1 protein-coding gene is annotated in these 20,547 nt (G+C 75.0%); it reads left to right on the top strand.

The genetic code is table 11. The features are described from left to right. Positions 1-11: 11 nt before the first annotated feature. Positions 12-20,513, top strand: coding sequence for a type I polyketide synthase (locus ACYQ78_RS09245; RefSeq protein WP_459800322.1), 20,502 nt, complete (start codon positions 12-14; stop codon positions 20,511-20,513). The last annotated feature ends 34 nt before the right edge of the window (positions 20,514-20,547 follow it).

Here is a 20,547-nt window from a genome sequence, read left to right as displayed (position 1 = left end):
AGGTTGTCGTAATGACCATGCCGGCGGACAAGGTTCTCGACGCGCTGCGGGCCTCCCTCAAGGAAGCCGACCGCCTGCGCCAGCGCAACCGGCAGCTCAGCGCCGCGTCCTGGGCGCCCATCGCGATCGTCGGCATGGGGTGCCGCTTTCCCGGCGGGGTGACCAACCCGGAGGAACTCTGGGACCTCGTGACCGACGGCGGTGACGCGATCACCGGGTTCCCCGACGACCGTGGCTGGGAGGCCGTGGTCTCGGGCACCGAGACGAAATACGTGCAGACGGGTGGGTTCGTCCAGGACGCCCCGATGTTCGACCCCGGGTTCTTCGGCATCAGCCCGCGTGAGGCGCTGGCCATGGACCCGCAGCAGCGCATGCTGCTGGAGGTCGCCTGGGAGACGCTCGAACACGCGGGCATCGACCCGGCCGGGCTGCGCGGCTCCAAGACCGGCGTCTTCGCCGGAGGTTCCAACTCCGGTTACGGCGTGAGCGTGGCCGGGCTGGAGGGCACCGAGGGCTACATGCTCACCGGCGGGCTGACCGCCGTGATCTCCGGCCGCATCGCGTACACGCTGGGGCTCGAAGGACCGGCCGTGACGGTGGACACGGCGTGCTCGTCGTCGCTGGTCGCGCTGCACCTGGCCTGCCAGTCGCTGCGCTCCGAGGAGTGCTCGATGGCGCTGGCGGGGGCGGTGACCGTGCTGGCCAACCCCGACTCGTTCGCCGACTTCGCCGAGCAGGGAGGCCTGGCCGCCGACGGGCGCTGCAAGGCGTTCGCCGGGGCCGCCGACGGCATCGGCTGGAGCGAGGGCGCCGCGATGTTCCTGCTGGAGCGCCTGTCCGACGCGCGCCGCAACGGCCACCCGGTACTCGCCGTGATCCGCGGCAGCGCCGTCAACCAGGACGGCGCCAGCAACGGCCTCTCGGCACCCAACGGCCCCGCCCAGCGGCGGGTCATCAGGGCCGCGCTGTCCAACGCCCGGCTCTCCCCGAACGACGTCGACGCCGTCGAGGCGCACGGCACCGGCACCGTGCTCGGCGACCCGATCGAGGCCCAGGCGATCCTGGCCACCTACGGGCGCGGCCGCACCCCGGACCGCCCGCTCTGGCTCGGCTCGGTCAAGTCGAACCTCGGCCACACCGGCGCCGCCGCCGGCGCGGCCGGTCTGATCAAGATGGTGCAGGCCCTGCGGCACCGGGAACTGCCCCGCACCCTGCACGTGGACGAACCCACCCCGCGCGTCGACTGGACCGCCGGTGACGTGCGGCTGCTCACCGAGCCGGTCGGCTGGACCACGAACGGCCACCCCCGCCGGGCCGGCGTCTCGGCCTTCGGCATCAGCGGCACCAACGCCCACGTCATCGTCGAGGAGGCGCCGGCCGAGGAGGCCGTCTCCGAACCGGAGGAGCCGCGCAAGCCCAAGGTCCTCACCGGCCCGGCCATGGCCTGGCTCGTGTCGGCGCGCACCGCGTCGGCGCTGACGGCGCAGGCCGGGCGGCTGGCCGCGTTCGGCGCCGGGGCGGCGGAACAGGACCCGGTCGACATCGGCTGGTCGCTGGCCACCACCCGCGCGACGTTCGAGCACCGAGCCGTCGTCGTCGGCACCGACCGCCGCGCGCTGACCGGCGGCCTGGCCGCACTCGCCGCCGGCGAACCTTCGGCAGGTGTGGTCAGCGGCGCGATCCCCGCAGGTGGCGGGGCCGGGCCGAAGGTGTTCGTGTTCCCCGGTCAGGGCGGCCAGTGGGTCGGCATGGGTCGTGAGCTGGCCCTGCACAGCCCGGTGTTCGCGGCCAAGCTGGCCGAGTGCGGCCGGGCCCTCGCGCCACACGTCGGCTGGGACCTGATGGACGTGCTGTCCGAAGGGGCCGATTTGTCGCGGATCGACGTCGTGCACCCGGCGCTGTGGGCGGTCATGGTGTCGCTCGCGGCGGTCTGGGAGGCGGCGGGCGTCCGTCCGGACGCGGTGATCGGGCACAGCCAGGGCGAGATCGCCGCCGCCGTCGTCGCCGGGGTGCTGTCCCTGGAGGACGGCGCGCGGGTCGTCGCCCGCCGCGGCCGGGCCATGATGGCGATGGCCGGGCGGGGCGGGGTGCTGTCGATCGCCGCGTCCCTGGAGGCGGTCGAGACCCGGCTGGCCCGGCACGCGCTCCTCGCGGTCGCGACGGTCAACGGTCCCGAGGCGATCACCGTCTCCGGCGCGGTCGACGACCTCCAGGCGCTCGCCGACGAGTGTGAGAGCGACGGGGTGCGGGCCCGGTTCGTCCCGATGGACTACGCGCCGCACGGCCCGCAGGTCGAGGAGCTCCGGGACGAGATCATCACCGCCCTCGACGGCATCACCCCCGGCCCCGCGACGATCCCCATGGTCTCCGGGATGACCGGCGACTACCTCGACGGCGCGGAGGCGGGCCCGGAGTACTGGTACGCGAGCCTGCGCGCCACCGTCCGGTTCTCCGAGGGCGTCGAGCGGCTCGGCCGCGACGGCTACGGCGTGTTCGTCGAGGTCTCCCCGCATCCGGTGCTGGCGACCGCGATCGCCGCCACTCTCCACGACGCGCCGGTCGTCACCGGCACCCTCCGCCGCGACGACGGCGGGCCCGTCCGCATGCTGGCCTCCCTGGCCGAGGCGCACGTGCGCGGGGTCGCCGTCGACTGGACCACCGTGCTGCCCACCGGTTCCCCGGTCTGCCTGCCGACCTACGCCTTCCAGCACCAGCGGTTCTGGCCGCCGTCGCTGGCCGGTGGCGTGGGCGACCTGCGCGCGGCCGGGCTGAACTCGGTCGGTCACCCCCTGCTCGGCGCGGCCGTCGAACTCGCCGACGGCGACGGACTGGTGCTGACCGGACGCCTCTCGGCCCGCGCCCAGCCCTGGCTCGCCGACCACCGGATCGCCGGGACGGCCACCTTCTCCGGCGCCGGTCTCGTCGAACTCGCGGTCGTCGCGGGCTTCCTCGCCGGCTGCACCCGCATCGCCGACCTGACCCCGGCCGAACCGCTGACGCTCCTCCCCGACGAGGAGGTCCAGGTCCAGGTCACCCTCGGCGGCCCCGGCCCCGACGGCCTGCGCGACGTGGAGATCTTCGCCCGCCCGGCGGACGGCGGCGCCGAATGGACCCGGCACGCCTCCGGCCACGTCGGCCCGGTCACCCCTCCCGACGTGGACGTCACCGACTTCGAGACCTGGCCCCCACACGACGCCGAACCCATCGCCCTCGACGGCCTGTACGAGACCCTCGCGGAGGCCGGACAGGAGTTCGGCCCGGCGTTCCAGGGCCTGGAGGCGGTCTGGCGGCGCGGCGACGACGTCTTCGCCGAGGTCAGCCTGCCCGAGCAGACCGCCGCCGGAGCCGGCTCCTTCGGCCTGCACCCCGCCGTCCTGGACACCGTGCTCCAGGCGGCGTGGCAGCCCCAGATGCCCGCCCGCTGGACGGACGTCGCGGTCTACGCGGCGGGCGCGACGGCGGTCCGGGCCCGGCTGCGGAACCACCCCGACGGCACGCTCTCGCTCCTGGCGGTCGACGGCGCGGACACCCCCGTCGTCTCCGTCGGGTCGCTGGACATGCGCCCGGTCGAGGCGACGGCCACGCCCGTGCTGAGGGACGCGCTGTTCGCCGTCGAATGGCTGCCCGTGCCGGTGTCGGCGGCGCCCGTCGGCCGGTGGGGCGTCGTCGGTGCCGACCCCCTCGGCCTGGCTTCCGCGTTGTCCGGGGCCGGGGTCGACCTCGTCCTCTATCCCGACCTGGCCGCGCTCACGGCGGCAACTGAGTCGGGCGATGTCGTGCCCGAGGTGGTGCTCGTCGGACTGGACGGCACCGCCGACGCCGACCGGGCGCGGTCGGCCCGGCGGCTCACCGTCGAAGCGTTGGAGACGGCCCAGACCTGGCTGGCGGCGCCGCTGCCCGGCAGCCGTCTGGTCGTCGTCACCCGGGGCGCGGTCGCCGCGCTGCCCGGCGAGGACGTGACCGACCTGGGCGCCTCCGCCGTCTGGGGGCTGCTGCGCTCGGCGCAGTCGGAGGACCCGGGCCGTACCGTCCTGGTCGACCTGCGCGACGAGGCCCTGCCGGTGGGCGTGCTCGCCGGGGCACTCGGATCGGCGGAGCCCGAACTGGCGATCCGCGACCAGCGCGCGTACGGGCGCCGGCTGGTCCGCCCGTCAGCCGTCGCCGAACCCGTCGAGCGGGTCGCGGGCACAGTCCTCGTCACCGGAGGTACGGGAACGCTGGCCGGGCTGACCGCGCGGCATTTCGCCGCCACCGGCAGGGCCCGGCGGCTGCTGCTGGTCAGCCGTTCGGGACCGGCAGCCCCCGGGGCCGCCCTGCTGGCCGCCGACCTCGCGGAAGCGGGTGCCGATGCGTGTGTCGTCGCCGCCGACGCCGCCGACCGAATCGCAATGGCCGGGCTGATCTCCCGGGAACCGCTGAGCGGGGTCGTCCACACCTCGGGGATCATCGACGACGGCGTGATCGCGTCGCTCACCCCCGAGCGGGTCGAGGCCGTGCTGCGGCCGAAGACCGATCCGGCCTGGATCCTGCACGAGCTGACCACCGACCTCGACCTCTTCGTGTTGTTCTCCTCGGCCGCCGCCACCTTCGGCGGTCCTGGACAGGGCAACTACACCGCCGCCAACGCGTTCCTCGACGGCCTGGCCGCCCACCGCCGGGCCTCCGGCCTGCCCGGTCTGTCGCTGGCCTGGGGATCGTGGGTCACCGGCGCCGGGATCGGCCGCAACCTCAGCCACGGCCTGCTGTCCCGGGCCACCGGCGGCGGCACCGCAGAACTCGGCGCGGAAGAGGGCCTGGCCCTGCTCGACCTCGCCCTCGGCCGCGACGACGCCCTCCTCGTGCCCTTCCGCCTGGACGTCCCCGGCCTGCGGACCGCCGCCGCCCGCGGCGCCACCCTGCCGCAGGTCCTGCACGCGCTCGCCGGGCCGACACGCGGCGTGACCTCGGCCGTCAACACCGGCGCCGGGTCGGGCGCACTGCACCGCAAGCTCGCCCGGGTCCCCGCCGCAGAACGCGAGCGGGTGCTGGCGCAGATCGTCCACGGCCACATCGCCGCCGTGCTCGGGCACGAGTCCCCGGACGCGATCGAGCCCGGCCGGACGTTCGCCGAGCTCGGGTTCGACTCGCTGACCGCCGTCGGCCTGCGCAACCGGCTGAACGAGGCCACCGGCCTGCGGCTGGGCGCCACCCTCGTCTTCGACTACCCGACCCCCGAGGCGCTCTGCCGCCACCTCGGCGAGCAGCTCGCCGGTGCCGCGCGGGCGGTCACGCCGGTCGCGGCGGCGGTGACCGGTGACCCGATCGCCATCGTCGGCATGGGCTGCCGGTTCCCCGGCGGCGTCGACAGCCCGGACGCCATGTGGCGCATGCTCAGCGAGGGCGTCGACACGATCTCGCGTTTCCCCGCCGACCGTGGGTGGGACGCCTGGGACACCCTCGACCTGTCGTCCGCGACCGAAGGCGGCTTCGTCGACGGCGCGGGCGACTTCGACCCGGCGTTCTTCCGGATCAGCCCGCGCGAGGCCCTCGCGATGGACCCGCAGCAGCGGCTTCTCCTGGAGACCTCCTGGGAGGCGCTGGAGAACGCCGGCATCGACCCGGCCTCGCTGCGCGGCTCGATGACCGGCGTCTTCGTCGGCGCCGCCGCGTCCGGATACTCGGCGCTCGGCGTGTCCGGTGACGGCGCGGAAGGGCACCTGCTCACCGGCAACATCCCCAGCGTGATCTCCGGCCGGGTCTCGTACACCCTGGGTTTGGAAGGCCCGGCGGTGACGGTGGACACGGCCTGCTCGGCGTCCCTGGTGGCGCTGCACCTGGCCGCCGCCTCGCTGCGGACAGGGGAGTCCTCGCTCGCCCTGGCCGGTGGCGTGATGATCATGGTCGACCCGGCCGAGTTCCTCAGCTTCACCCAGCAGGGGGCGCTGGCCGCCGACGGCCGGTCGAAGGCGTTCGCCGCCGCCGCCGACGGCATGGCGCTCGGCGAGGGTTCGGGCATGGTCGTCCTGGAACGGCTCTCGGACGCGCAACGCAACGGCCACCAGGTACTGGCGGTGATCGCGGGCAGCGCGATCAACCAGGACGGCGCCTCCAACGGGCTGACCGCGCCCAACGGCCCCTCGCAGCAGCGGGTCATCAGGGCGGCGCTGGCGGGTGCGGGTCTGGCCCCCTCCGACGTGGACGCCGTCGAGGCGCACGGCACCGGCACCACCCTCGGCGACCCCATCGAGGCGCAGGCGCTGATGGAGACGTACGGGCAGAACAGGGAACGCCCCCTGTGGCTGGGCTCGGTGAAGTCGAACATCGGGCACGCCCAGCAGGCCGCGGGCGTCGCCGGGGTGATGAAGATGGTCCTCGCCCTGCGGCACGGCGAACTCCCGGCCACCCTGCACGCGGCCGAGCCCTCCCCGCACATCGACTGGTCGATGGGCGACATCCGGCTGCTCACCGAACCGGTGGCGTGGCCTGCCAACGGCCGCCCCCGCCGCGCGGGCGTCTCCTCCTTCGGCATCAGCGGCACCAACGCCCACCTGATCCTCGAAGAGGCGCCCCTCCCGGCCGAGATCGAACATCGGATTCCGCTGGTGTCGGATGCGACCGCCTGGCTCGTCTCCGCCCGCACCTCCGACGGTCTGGCCGCCCAGGCCGCGCGCCTGCTCACTCAGGCCGGGCCGGAGCACGATCCGGCCGACGTGGCCTGGTCGCTGGCCACCACCCGGTCCGCTTTCGACCACCGCGCCGTCGTGGTCGGCGCCACCAGAACCGACCTCCTGGACGGCCTGACCGCCGTCACCGAAGGCCACCCGGCCCCCGGCCTCGCCACCGGAACGGCCGCCGCGCCAGGGCGAACCGTGTTCGTCTTCCCTGGTCAGGGGTCGCAGTGGGCCGGGATGGGCCGTGATCTTGCTGCGTCTTCTCCGGTGTTCGCGGCGCGGATGGCCGAGTGCGCTGACGCTTTGAAGCCCTACACCGACTGGTCTCTGAACGACGACGACCTGGATTTCGACCGGGTCGACGTGGTGCAGCCCGCGCTGTGGGCGGTCATGGTCTCCTTGGCCGCCGTGTGGGAGGCGGCCGGTGTGCGGCCAGACGCAGTGGTGGGCCACTCGCAGGGTGAGATAGCCGCTGCGGTCGTCGCCGGGATCCTTTCCCTGGACGACGCCGCCAAGGTGGTCGCACTACGGAGCAAGGCGTTGACCGCGCTGTCGGGGCGCGGGGCGATGTTGTCCATCGCAGAGCCGGTCGCCGCAGTTCGGAGCCGGGTCGAGGCGCTGGCCGGTCGCATGGCGGCCGAGCAGGAGCCCAAGAAGCGGGGCCGCAAGAAGTCTCCGGCCGCCGAGACCGCAGGCCGCGATGGGTCGTCACGTGATCGGGTGTCGATCGCGGCGGTGAACGGTCCCGCCGCGACGGTGGTCTCCGGTCATCCGGAGGCGCTGGCCACGCTCCTGGCCGAGTGCGAACGTGACGGTGTCCGGGCGCGGATGCTGCCCGTCGACTACGCCTCCCACGGCCCTCAGGTCGAGGAACTGCGCGAGGAGATCCTCACGCTCCTGGAGGGCGTCACGCCCCAGACCGGCCGGATTCCGATGGTGTCGGCGATGACCGGTGAGCACCTGACCGGCCCCGAGGCCGATGCGGGCTACTGGTACGCGAGCCTCCGCGAACCCGTCCAGTTCGATCGCGCGACCCGGATCCTGCGCGAGGGCGGCCACGGCGTCTTCGTCGAGGTGTCGCCCCATCCCGTCCTGACCGCCTCCATCGGCGCCACGATCGAGGACCTCGGGACCTCCGGCTCCGCACCCGTCGTGGCCGGGACGCTCCGCCGCGACGACGGCGGCGCCACCCGCCTGCTGGCCTCCCTCGCCGAAGTGCATGTCCGGGGGGTCGCCGTCGACTGGGCCAGGGTGCTGGGCGGCGGTGCCCGGATCGACCTGCCCACCTACGCGTTCCGGCACCAGCGCTTCTGGCCGTCGCCCTCGGCGGCGGGCGCCGGGGACCTGCGCTCGGCCGGTCTCAGCTCGGTCGGGCACGCCCTGCTCGGCGCGGCCGTCGAACTGGCCGACGGCGACGGCATGGTCATCACGGGACGCCTCTCAGCGCGGACCCAGCCCTGGTTGGGCGACCACGTCGTGGGCGGGACCGCCCTGTTCCCCGGCACCGGCTTCGTCGAACTGGCCGTAGTCGCCGGTCACCTGGCCGGGTGCACCCGGATCGACGAACTGACCCTGGCCGCCCCGCTGGTCCTGCCCCCCGAAGAGGAGGTCCAGGTCCAGGTCACCCTCGGCGGCCCCGACGCCACCGGCCTGCGCGACCTGGAGATCTTCGCCCGCTCGCAGGACACCGGCACCGCCTGGACCCGGCACGCCGCGGGCCGCGTCGGCCCCGCCGCCTCCGCCGCCGAGGTGGACACCGCCGACTTCGCCGTCTGGCCGCCGGAAGACGCGGCCCCGCTCGGTTTCGACGGCCTGTACGAGGCCCTCGCGGCGGCAGGCCAGGATTTCGGCCCCGCCTTCCGGGGACTGGAGTCCGCCTGGCGCCGGGGCGACGACGTCTTCGCCGAAGTGGCCCTGCCCGAGCAGACCGGCACCGACGCGGCCACCTTCGGCCTGCACCCCGCTCTGCTCGACGCCGCGCTCCAGGCGACCTGGCTGACCGCGTCGGCCGACACGGGCGCCCGGATGCCCTTCGCCTGGTCGGACGTGACCCTGTACGCCGCCGGCGCCACGACGCTCCGGGCCCGCCTCCGCCAGGACCCGAACGGCGCGGTGTCGATGCTCGCCGTCGACGGTTCCGGCGCACCGGTCATCGGCGTCGGATCGCTGGCACTGCGCCCGATGACTGCGGCCCCCACCGCCAGAGACGTCCTGTTCGGCGTGGACTGGGTGCAGGTCCCGAGCGTGAAACCGGCCTCGGAGCGGCACGCGCTGATCGGCGACTGGCCGGATTCGGTCACGCACCGGGATCTGTCCGCGCTGACCTCCTCGGGCGATCCGATCCCCGATCACGTGCTGGTCACCGTCGGCGGAGTCGGCGATCCCGACCAGGGCCGGGCGGCCCGGCGGGTGACCAACGAGGTCCTGGCCCTGCTCCAGGAGTGGCTGGCGCTGGAGACGGAGTCGCGTCTGGTCGTCGTCACCCGAGGCGCGGTCGCCACCAAACCGGGAGAGGACGTGACCGACCTGGCCTCTTCTGCGGCTTTGGGCCTCCTGCGGTCGGCCCAGTCGGAGAACCCCGGCCGCCTCGTGCTGGCCGACCTGCCCGCGCATGGGGATCTGGGAGAGAGCCTGCGGGTGCTGCTCGGCGCGCTCGGTTCGGCGGAGCCGGAACTGGCCGTGAGGGAGGGGCGCGTCCACGGGCGCCGCTTGGTGCGCCCGGCCAGCACGGTCAGCCCGGCCAGCGCGACGGATCAGTCCGGCGAATCGCCTGAATCCGGCAAGGCCGACGGGTCTGAGGGTTTCGTACCGGAGCGGGTTCCGGGAACGGTGCTGGTCACCGGTGGGACGGGCACGCTCGCGGGGCTGACTGCGCGCCACCTGGCCGCCACCGGCCGGGCGCGGGGGCTGCTGCTGGTGAGCCGGTCGGGTCCGGCCGCCGCCGGGGCCGCCGCCGTTGCGGCGAGTGTCGCCGAGGCCGGTGGCGACGTGCGCGTCGTCGTCGGGGACGTCACCGACCGGGCCACCCTGGCCACGCTGATCGCCGGGGAGCGGCTGACCGGTGTCGTCCACACGGCGGGCATCGTGGACGACGGTGTGATCGGGTCGCTGACGCCCGAACGGGTCGACGCCGTGATGCGGCCCAAGACCGATGCCGCCTGGCTGCTGCACGAACTCACCACAGACCTCGACCTGTTCGTCCTGTTCTCCTCCGCCGCGGCCACCTTCGGCAGCGGCGGCCAGGGCAACTACACCGCGGGCAACGCCTTCCTCGACGGCCTCGCCGCGCACCGCCGCGCCAACGGGCTGCCCGGTCTGTCGCTGGCCTGGGGCGCGTGGGTCGCCGGTGAGGGCATCGGCCGGAACCTGAGCGCGGGCATGCTCACCAGGGCCACCGGCGGGGGCGGCAACGAACTCGGCGCGGAGGAGGGGCTGGCCGTCCTCGACCGGGCCCTCGCCAGGGACGAGGCGCTGCTCGTGCCCTTCCGGCTCGACGTGGCCGGGCTCCGGGCCGTGGCCGCGCGCGGCGGTGCGCTGCCGCCGCTGCTGCACGAACTGTCGGGGCCGATCCGCGCGGGTGTGACGGCGGCGGTGAACGCCGGGGCCGGGTCGGGGGCGCTGCGGGAGCGGCTGGCCCGGATGCCGGTGGCCGAACGCGACCGGACGCTGGTCCAGCTCGTGCGTACCCACGTCGCCGCCGTGCTGGGGCACGCCTCGCCCGACGCGGTCGAGCCCGGCCGGGCCTTCGGCGACCTGGGGTTCGACTCGCTCACCGCGGTCGACCTGCGCAACCGCCTCAACGAGGCCACCGGACTGCGCCTGCCCGCCACCCTCGTGTTCGACTACCCGACCACGACCGTCCTGGCCGCGCACCTGGGGGCCGAACTGCTCGGCGTCCTGGTCGGGGACGCCTCCGTCGCGGCCGTCAGCGCGGCGGCGGCCGGGGAGCCGATCGCCATCGTCGGCATGGGCTGCCGCTTCCCCGGCGGGATCCACGACCCCGAAGGGCTGTGGGAACTGCTCTCCGACGGCCGGGACGCGATCACCCACCTGCCCGGCGACCGGGGCTGGAACCTCGAGGCCCTCTACGACCCCGACCCCGACAAGGCCGGCACCTCCTACGCCCGCTCGGGCGGGTTCCTGCACGACGCCGCCGACTTCGACCCCGGCTTCTTCGGCATCAGCCCCCGTGAGGCCCAGGCGATGGACCCGCAGCAGCGCCTGCTGCTCGAGGTCTCCTGGGAGGCGCTGGAGCGGGCCGGCATCGACCCGGTGAGCCTGCGGGGCTCGCACACCGGTGTCTTCGCGGGCGGGTCGTCGTGGGGTTACGGCGCCTCGGGTGGCGGCGGTTCCGAGGGGCACCTGATGACCGGCGCCTCGACCAGCGTCATCTCGGGACGGGTGTCGTACACGCTGGGGCTCGAAGGCCCGGCAGTCACCGTGGACACGGCCTGCTCGTCGTCGCTGGTGGCCCTGCACCTGGCGGCCCAGGCGCTGCGGACGGGGGAGTGCTCCCTGGCCCTGGCCGGTGGTGTGACCGTGATGGCGACGCCGGGCGCGCTGGTCGGCTTCTCCCGACAGCGCGGCCTGGCCCAAGACGGACGCTGCAAGGCGTTCTCCGCCACCGCCGACGGCATGGGCATGGCCGAAGGCGCCGGGATGCTGCTGCTGGAGCGCCTGTCGGACGCCCACCGCAACGGGCACCCCGTGCTGGCCGTGATCCGCGGCAGCGCGGTCAACCAGGACGGCGCCTCGAACGGGTTGACCGCGCCCAACGGCCCCTCGCAGCAGCGGGTGATCAGGGCCGCCCTGGCCAACGCGAAGCTGACGGCGGCCGACGTCGACGCCGTCGAGGCCCACGGCACCGGCACGACGCTCGGCGACCCCATCGAGGCCCAGGCGCTGCTGGCCACCTACGGCCAGAACCGGCCGGAGGACCGTCCGGTGTGGCTGGGTTCGGTGAAGTCGAACCTCGCGCACACCCAGGCGGCGGCCGGTGCGGCGGGCGTGATGAAGATCGTGCTGGCCCTCCAGCACAGTGAGCTGCCCCGAAGCCTGCACGCGGACGACCCCGCGGGCACCATCGACTGGTCCGCCGGGGACGTCCGGCTCCTGGCCGAGGCGCGGCCGTGGGTGGCCGAGGGCCGTCCCCGGCGGGCCGGCGTCTCCTCGTTCGGCATGAGCGGCACCAACGCCCACGTCATCATCGAGGAGGCCGCCCCCCACCCGGAGACCCCCGAGCCGACCGGTTCTCCGGTTCTGTCCGACGCCACCGCCTGGCTCGTCTCCGGCCGCACCGCCGAAGGCCGCGCCGCCCAGGCCGCGCGCCTGCTCGCCCATGCCGACCACGAGCAGGATCCGGCCGACCTGGCGTGGTCGCTGGCCACCACCCGGTCCGCTTTCGAGCATCGCGCCGTCGTTCTCGGGAGCACCCGCGAGGAACTGCTGGCCGGGCTGACGGCGGTCGCCACGGGTGAGCCGTCCGCCCAGGCCGTGACGGGGGCGGTTCCCACCGGCGGGAACGCGGGACCGGTCGTGTTCGTGTTCCCCGGTCAGGGTTCGCAGTGGGCCGGGATGGGCCGGGAGCTCGCCGCGTCGTCTTCGGTGTTCGCGGCGCGGATGGCCGAGTGCGCCAAGGCTTTGAAGCCGTACACGGACTGGTCTTTGGACGATGAGCTGGACCTCGATCGGGTCGACGTCGTCCAGCCCGCGCTGTGGGCGGTCATGGTGTCGCTCGCGGCGGTGTGGGAGGCGGCCGGAGTGCACCCGGACGCGGTGCTCGGCCACTCGCAGGGTGAGATCGCGGCGGCGGTCGTCGCCGGGATCCTCAGCCTGGACGACGCCGCCAGGGTCGTGGCGCTGCGCAGCAAGGCGTTGACGGCGCTGTCCGGGCGCGGCGGCATGCTCTCGATCGCCGAGGACGCCGACGCCGTCGAGGAACGTCTCCTCCCGTGGACGGGCAGGCTGGACGTCGCCGCCGTCAACGGCCCCGGCGCGACCGTCGTCTCCGGCGACCCCGGCGCCCTCGACGAACTCGCCGCCGTGTGCGAGGCCGCGGGGGTCCGGGCCCGCCGCCTCCCGGTCGACTACGCCTCCCACGGCCCCCAGGTCGAGGAGCTCCGCGACGAGATCCTCACGCTGCTGGCGCCGATCACCCCCCGGCCCGGCCGCCTGCCGATGGCCTCGGCCATGACCGGCGAGATCCTCGAAGGGTCGGAGGCCGGCGCCGAGTACTGGTACGCCAGCCTCCGCGCCCCGGTCCAGTTCGCGGACGCGGTCCGGGTGCTGGGCGACGCCGGTTATGGCGTCTTCGTCGAGACCTCTCCCCATCCGGTGCTGACCACCGCCGTCCTGGCCACCCTCGACGAGGCCGTGCCCGACCGGCCGCCCGTGGTCACCGGGACCCTCCGCCGCGACGACGGCGGCTCGGGTCGGGTCCTGGCCGCGCTGGCCGAGGCGTACACGCGCGGTGTCGCCGTCGACTGGCCGAAGGTGCTCCCGGCCGGGCGCCGGATCGCGCTGCCGACCTACGCCTTCCAGCACCAGCCGTACTGGTACCGGTCGTCGGTCTCCGGCGCGGACGTCGGCTCGGCCGGGCTCGACCCGGTCGGCCACCCGCTGCTCGGCGCGGCGGTCGAACTCGCCGACGGCGGCGGCCTGGTCGTCACCGGACGCCTCAGCCTCACCGACCAGCCCTGGCTCGCGGAACCGGCCGCCGCCGCGACCCTCCTCGCCGAACTCGCGGTCGTGGCGGGCTACCAGGCCGGGTGTCCCCGCGTCGCCGAGCTGGTCCCGTCGTCGCCGCTGACGGTCGAGGCCGGGACGCCCGTCCAGATCCAGGTCGCCGTGGGTGGCCCGGACGCCGACGGGAACCGGACCGTCGAGATCCACGCCCGCCGCGCCCGGTCCGACGACCCCTGGACCAGCCACGCCCGGGGCACCGTCGGCCCCGACCGCCCGGCCGCCGCGACGCCGCTTCCGGCGACCTGGCCGCCCACCGACGCCTTACCTCTCGTGGACGAGACCACCGACGCCACCCTCCGCGCGGCCTGGCTCGACGGAGACGAGCTGCTCGCCGAGGTCGCCCTCCCCGACGAGGCATCGGCCTACGGCCTGCACCCCGCCCTTTTGGCAGCGGTCCTGGACGCGGTCGCGCTGGCCGGGAACGGCTGGCCCGCCGCCGGTCCCGCCGACGTCCTGCTGCCGTCCGGCTGGACCGAGATGTCCCTGTACGCCGCCGGTGCCACCACCCTCCGCGTCCGCCTCGGCCGGTCCGGCGGGCGGCTGTCGCTGGTCGGGTTCGACGCCACTGGCGATCCGGTGGTGTCGGTGGAGTCCCTGACGCTCCGGCCGGTTCCGCTGGAGCAGGTGCGGGCCTCCGCGACACGTACACGAGATGCGATGTTCACTGTCGACTGGGTGCCCGTCCCGGTCCCTGTGGCGGCCTCGGCCGGACGCTGGGCCGTCGTCGGCGCCGACCCGCTCAACCTCGCCGACTCCCTGGCTGCGGCCGGAGTGGACGTCGAAACCCGCGCCGACCTCGATGATCTGGGCTTCGAAACAGTCCTCGCGTTCGTTGGTGAGGCCTCCAGCTCCGAGGAGGACCCGGCCGAGGCGGCCCGCCGGACCACCGCCGAGGTGCTCGACCTGGTCCAGCGGTGGCTCGCGCTGGACACCCCGGATGACGCGCGGCTGGTCGTCGTCAGCCGGGGCGCCGTCGCCGCCGGGCGTGGCGAGACGGTCACCGACCTCGCGGCCGCCGCCGCGTGGGGACTGGTGCGCTCCGCGGAGTCGGAGAACCCCGACCGGCTGGTCCTCGCCGACCTGCCGGTCGATCCGCCGGAGCTCACCCCGGCGATCGGCGCGCTGGCCGCCGCCCTCGGGTCGGGCGAACCCGAACTCGCGATCCGTCACGGCAAGGCTCATGGCCGCAGGCTCGTCCGCGCCACCGCATCCGACCGCACCCCCGAAGCCACCGCCCGCGCCGGGACCGTGCTGATCACCGGTGGTACCGGGACCCTGGCCGGGCTGGTCGCGCGGCATCTGGCCGTGACCGGTCGCGCGTCGCGCCTGCTGCTGTCCGGCCGGAGCGGCCCGCTCGCCGCCGGGGTCGCCACGCTGGCCGCCGACCTGGCCGGATCCGGGGCCGGGGTCCACGTCGTGGCCTGCGACGTCGCCGACCCACGAGCCCTGACCGCACTGCTGGCCGGGATCCCCGAAGGCAGTCCGCTGACCGGGGTCGTCCACACCGCCGGTGTGCTCGACGACGGCGTCGTCGGGTCGCTGACCGCCGCGCGCGTCGACGCCGTGATGCGTCCCAAGGTGGACGGCGCCTGGCACCTGCACCGGCTCACCGCCGATCTGGACCTCGACTTCTTCGCACTGTTCTCCTCGGCCGCCGCGACGTTCGGCGCAGCGGGCCAGGGCAACTACGCGGCGGGCAACGCCTTCCTGGACGCTCTGGCCACCCACCGCCCCGACGCCGTCTCGCTCGCCTGGGGACTGTGGGCCGACACCAGCGGCCTGACCGGCCACCTCAGCGCCGCCGACCGCGACCGGATGACCCGGGGCGGCGTCAGCGCGATGCCCGCCGACGAGGGGCTGGCGCTGCTGGACCTCGCGCTGACCTTGGACGACGCCCTGCTCGTCCCGGCCCGGCTCAACGTGGCGGCGCTGCGCGCCCAGGTCGCCCAGGCGGGCACCAACGCCATGGTCCCGGCCCTGCTCCGGGCCCTGTCCGGTGGCGTGAACCGGGCGGCCGGGCAGGGCGGTGCGGCCGGGGAGGCCCTCCGGGCGCGGCTCGCGGGCCTGTCTCCGGCCGAGGCCGACCGCGCGCTGACCGACCTGATCCGCGCCCACGCCGGAGCGGTGCTCGGGCACGGCCCGGCCGACGTCATCGAGGCGGGACGGGCGTTCCGGGACGCCGGGTTCGACTCGCTGACCTCCGTCGAGCTGCGGAACCGGCTGGCCGCCGCCACCGGGCTGAAACTGCCGGTGACCCTCGTCTTCGACCATCCGATGCCGAGTGCGCTGGCCGCGTACCTGCGCACCGAACTCCAGCGCCGGGGCGGGACCAGAAACCTCACCCCCGACCTCCCGGCCGTCGCCTCGGCGGCGCCGGACGAGCCGATCGCGATCGTCGGCATCGGCTGCCGCTTCCCGGGCGGCGCCGACACCCCCGAGCGGTTCTGGGAGCTGCTGAGCACCGGCACCGACGCGATCGCCGGATTCCCCGCCGACCGGGGCTGGGACACCGACACCGTCTACGCCGCCGACTCCGGTGCGACCTCGACCACCCGGCAGGGCGGGTTCCTCTACGACGCGGCCGAGTTCGACCCCGCCTTCTTCGGCATCAGCCCCCGGGAGGCCCTCGCCATGGACCCGCAGCAGCGGCTCCTGCTGCAGACCTCGTGGGAGGCGCTGGAGCACGGCGGCATCGACCCGGCGACCCTGCGCGGCAGCGCGACCGGCGTCTTCGCGGGCGGATACGGCGGCTCCTGGTACGGCATCGGCCAGGAGGGCTACGGGATCACCGGCAGCGCGGGCAGCGTCATCTCCGGCCGGGTGTCCTACGCCCTCGGCCTCGAAGGCCCGGCGGTCACCGTCGACACGGCCTGCTCCTCCTCGCTGGTGGCCATCCACCTGGCCGCCCAGGCGCTCCGCTCGGGCGAGTGCGCGCTCGCCCTCGCGGGCGGCGCGACCGTGATGGCGACCCCGGGACTGTTCACCGAGTTCTCCCGCCAGGGCGGCCTCGCCTCCGACGGCCGCTGCAAGGCGTTCGGCGCCACGGCGGACGGCACCGGCTGGGGCGAGGGCGCCGGCATGCTCCTGCTGGAGCGGGTCTCCGACGCCCGGCGCAACGGCCACCCGATCCTGGCCGTCATCCGCGGCAGCGCGGTCAACCAGGACGGCGCCTCCAACGGCCTCACCGCCCCCAACGGTCCTTCCCAGCAGCGGGTGATCAGGGCCGCCCTGGCCAACGCCCGGCTGCGGACCGGCGACGTCGACGCGGTCGAGGCGCACGGCACCGGCACCGTTCTGGGCGACCCGATCGAGGCGCAGGCGCTCCTGGCCACGTACGGGCAGGACCGGCCGGAAGACCGCCCGGTGTGGCTGGGCTCGGTGAAGTCGAACATCGCCCACACGGGCGCGGCGGCGGGCGTCGCCGGAGTGATCAAGATGGTGCTCGCGCTGGAGAACGAGGTCCTGCCCCGCACCTTGCACGCCGACGAGGCGTCCCCGCACGTCGACTGGACCGCGGGCCACGCCCGGCTGCTGACCGACCCGGCGCCCTGGCGTGTAGGCGACCGCCCGCGCCGGGCCGGTGTGTCGGGATTCGGGATCAGCGGCACCAACGCCCACCTCGTCGTCGAGGAGGCGCCCGAGGCCCCGGCGGACATTCCCGCCGACCGGCCGGAGGTGCTCAGCGGCGCCCCGCTGGCGTGGCCGCTCTCGGCCAGGACGCCCGACGCGCTGGCCGCGCAGGCCCACCGTCTCGCGGGCCGGGTGCACGACGACCTCGACCCGGTCGACGTCGGCTGGTCGCTGGCCACCACCCGGACGCGGTTCGAGCACCGCGCCGTGGTGCTGGGCGAGAACACCGAGGAGCTGACCGCAGGGCTGCGCGCTCTGGCGGCGGGCGAACGCACGGCCGGGGTGCTGGTCGGCGAGGGTGCCCGGACGCCCCGCGTCGGGTTCCTGTTCGCCGGGCAGGGCGCCCAGCGGGCCGGGATGGGCCGGGAGCTGTATGCGGCCAGCCCCGTGTTCGCGGCGGCGTTCGACCGGGTCGCGGCGGCGCTGGAGGCCGAACTCGGCCTGGCCATCCGCGACGTCGTGCTCAGCGTCCCCCACGTGTCCGGCCTGAACGGCGTGCACCACGGCGACCCGCTGGAGACGGCCCTGGCCGACCAGACGGTGTACGCCCAGACGGGGCTGTTCGCGGTGGAGGTCGGCCTGGTCGCGGTCCTGGCGGCGGCGGGGATCGTGCCGGACGTGGTGGCCGGGCATTCGGTGGGGGAGATCGCGGCTGCGTACACGGCAGGGGTTTTGAGCCTGGAGGACGCCTGCGCGCTGGTGGCGGCGCGGGCCCGGCTGATGCAGGGGCTCCCGCTCGGCGGCGCGATGGCCGCCGTCCAGGCGACCGAGGAGGAGATCGCCGCCGACCTGGAGACCGTGTCGCTGGCGGCGGTGAACGGCCCGTCGTCGGTGGTCGTCTCCGGCGCGGCGGCGGCGGTCGACGCGGTCGTCGAGCGGTGGCGCGAACGGGGACGGCGGGTGCGGCGCCTACGGGTGAGCCACGCCTTCCACTCGGCCCTGATGGACCCGGTCCTGGACGAACTCGGCCACGTCGCCGCAGGTCTGACCCACCGCGCCCCGGCGGTGCCGTGGGTCGGCACCCTGACGGGCGTGCCGGTCACCGCCCCCGAGGCCGGATACTGGCCCGCGCAGGCGCGGCAGGCGGTCCGCTTCGCCGACGCGGTGAACGCGATGGCCGGGCTGGGCGTGACGATGTTCGTCGAGATCGGCCCCGACGGCACCCTCTCCGCGATGGGCTCGGCGGCGCTCACCGCTCCCGAGGACCAGGACTTCGTCCCGGTGCTCCGCCCCAAGACCCACGCCGCCGACTCGGTCCTGACCGCGCTCGCCCGTGCCCACGTGCGTGGGGTAGACGTCGACTGGCCCGCCGTCCTGCGCCCCGGACGCCGCGTCGGCCTCCCGACCTACGCCTTCTCCAAGAAGCGGTTCTGGGCCGAGCCCATGGCCATCCCCACCGACACGGCGACCGGCGACGAGACCACGTTCTGGACCGCCGTCGAACAGGGCGACCTGGACGTGGACGCCGATCGCCCCTTCGGCGAGATGCTGCCGGTGCTGGCGTCGTGGCGGCGGCACTTCCGTGAGGAGGCGGCGGTCGACGACTGGCGCTACCGGATCTCCTGGACGGCCATCCCCGACCCCGAGCCGGTGCCGCTGACGGGCACCTGGCTGATGGTGACCGGCCCCGACGGCCACAGCCTGGCCGAAGAGTGCGTCAAGGCTCTGCCCGAGATCACCCTCGTCACCGTCCCAGCCGGGGCGACGAGGGAGGACCTGACAGCCGTCCTCCCGAAGATGCCGGTCGCGGGGGTGCTGTCCCTGCTCGCGCTGGACGAGGCGCCGCTGCCCGGTCACCCCGGGGTGCCGTCGGGCCTGGCCGCGACGGTGGCCCTCGTGCAGGCGCTCGGTGCGGCCGCCGTGGGCGCGCCCCTGTGGGTGCTCACGCGCGGCGCGGTCGCGGCCGGTCCGCACGAGACGCCGTCGCGGCCGGTGCAGGCGCAGGCCGTCGGCCTCGGCCGGGTCGTCGGCATGGAGCATCCCGACCGGTGGGGCGGCCTGGTCGACCTGCCGCCGGTCCTCGACGACCGGGCCGCCGCCCGGCTCGCCGGGGTGCTGGCCGGGTGCGGTGAGAACGAGGTGGCCATCCGGCCGGTGGGGGTGCTGGGCCGCCGCCTGGTGCGCGCCCGCCGCCCGCTCGGTCAGCGGGACGCCTCCGTCGCCGAGAGCTTCGTACAAGGAAGTGTGCTGGTCACGGGCGGAACCGGCGCGATCGGCGGGCAGGTCGCCGACTGGCTCGGCGACCTCGGCACGGCCCGGGTCGTGCTGTGGAGCCGCTCGGGTGCGACGGCGCCGGGAACCGTCGAGCGGGCCGCACGGCTGGCCGAGCGCGGCACGGCCGTCGCGGTGCTGGCCGGTGACGTCGCACGCCGCGACCACGTCGCCGGGATGCTGACCTGGATGGCGGACGGCCCGGCGCTGACCGGGGTGATGCACACAGCGGGCGTGACCGACGACGGCGTCCTCGAAGGGATGAGCCCGTCGCGGCTCGAAGGCGTGCTGGCGCCGAAGGCCGGGGGAGCCGCCCACCTCGACGAACTGACCGCCGATCTGAACCTGTCGGCCTTCGTGCTGTTTTCCTCGGCCACGGCGACGTTCGGCGGCGCGGGCCAGGGCAACTACTCGGCCGCGAACACCTACCTCGACGCGCTCGCCGAGAACCGGCGCGGACGCGGCCTGGCCGCTCTTTCCGTCGCCTGGGGCGTCTGGGCCGGTGGCGGCATGGCCGAGGCCGACGCGGCGGTCCGCCGCAGGGTCGGGCGCGGTCCGCTCCAGGCCATGGACCCCCGGCTCGCGCTGCGGGCGCTGGGCGCCGCGCTGGAGACCGGCGAGGCCGCGATGAGCGTGATGGACATGAACTGGGCCCAGGCCGCCTCGGCGATGGGCGACCTGCGGCACGTGCCCCTGTTCCGCGAGCTGACCGACCTGCGGACGCTCGTCCCGGCCCCGAGCGCGGGACCCGAGCCGGTCGCCCCGGCCGAGCTCGTCACCCGGCTGGCCGCCCAGCCCGCCGGTGAGCAGGAGCGCATCCTGACCGACCTGGTCAGGGCCGAGGTCGCCGCCGTGCTCGGGCACGACTCCCCGGACACCGTCGGCGCCGGGCAGGCGTTCCAGGACCTCGGCTTCGACTCCCTCACGGCGGTCGAACTGCGCAACCGGCTGTCCATGGTCACCGCGCAGCGGCTGCCCGCCACTTTGGTCTTCGACTATCCGACCCCCGCCGGGCTGGCCCGGTTCCTCCGGTCGGAACTCCTCCCGTCGGCGGCCGAACAGAGCCCGGAGGAGGCGGAAGAGGCCGAGATCAGGAAGGTCCTGTCGTCGGTCCCGCTCGGCCTGCTGCGGAGCGCCGGGCTCCTCGAATCGATCCTCGAACTGGCCGGCGCCGCCGACGCCGCGCCGGAACCGGCGAAGGAGGCGGTGAGCATCCAGGACATGGACGTCGCCGACCTCATCAGGATGGCCCGCGACCGGGCCGACGACTCCCTCTGACCATCCACTGCTGAGAGACGGAAACGGGAGCCAC

The organism is Herbidospora sp. RD11066 (assembly GCF_054661255.1).
This window is presented reverse-complemented; position numbering and strand designations above follow the sequence as displayed.

Coding starts and splice junctions, on each gene's coding strand:
- ACYQ78_RS09245 (WP_459800322.1), top strand. CDS start 12: ATGACCATGCCGGCGGACAAGGTTCTCGACGCGCTGCGGGCCTCCCTC.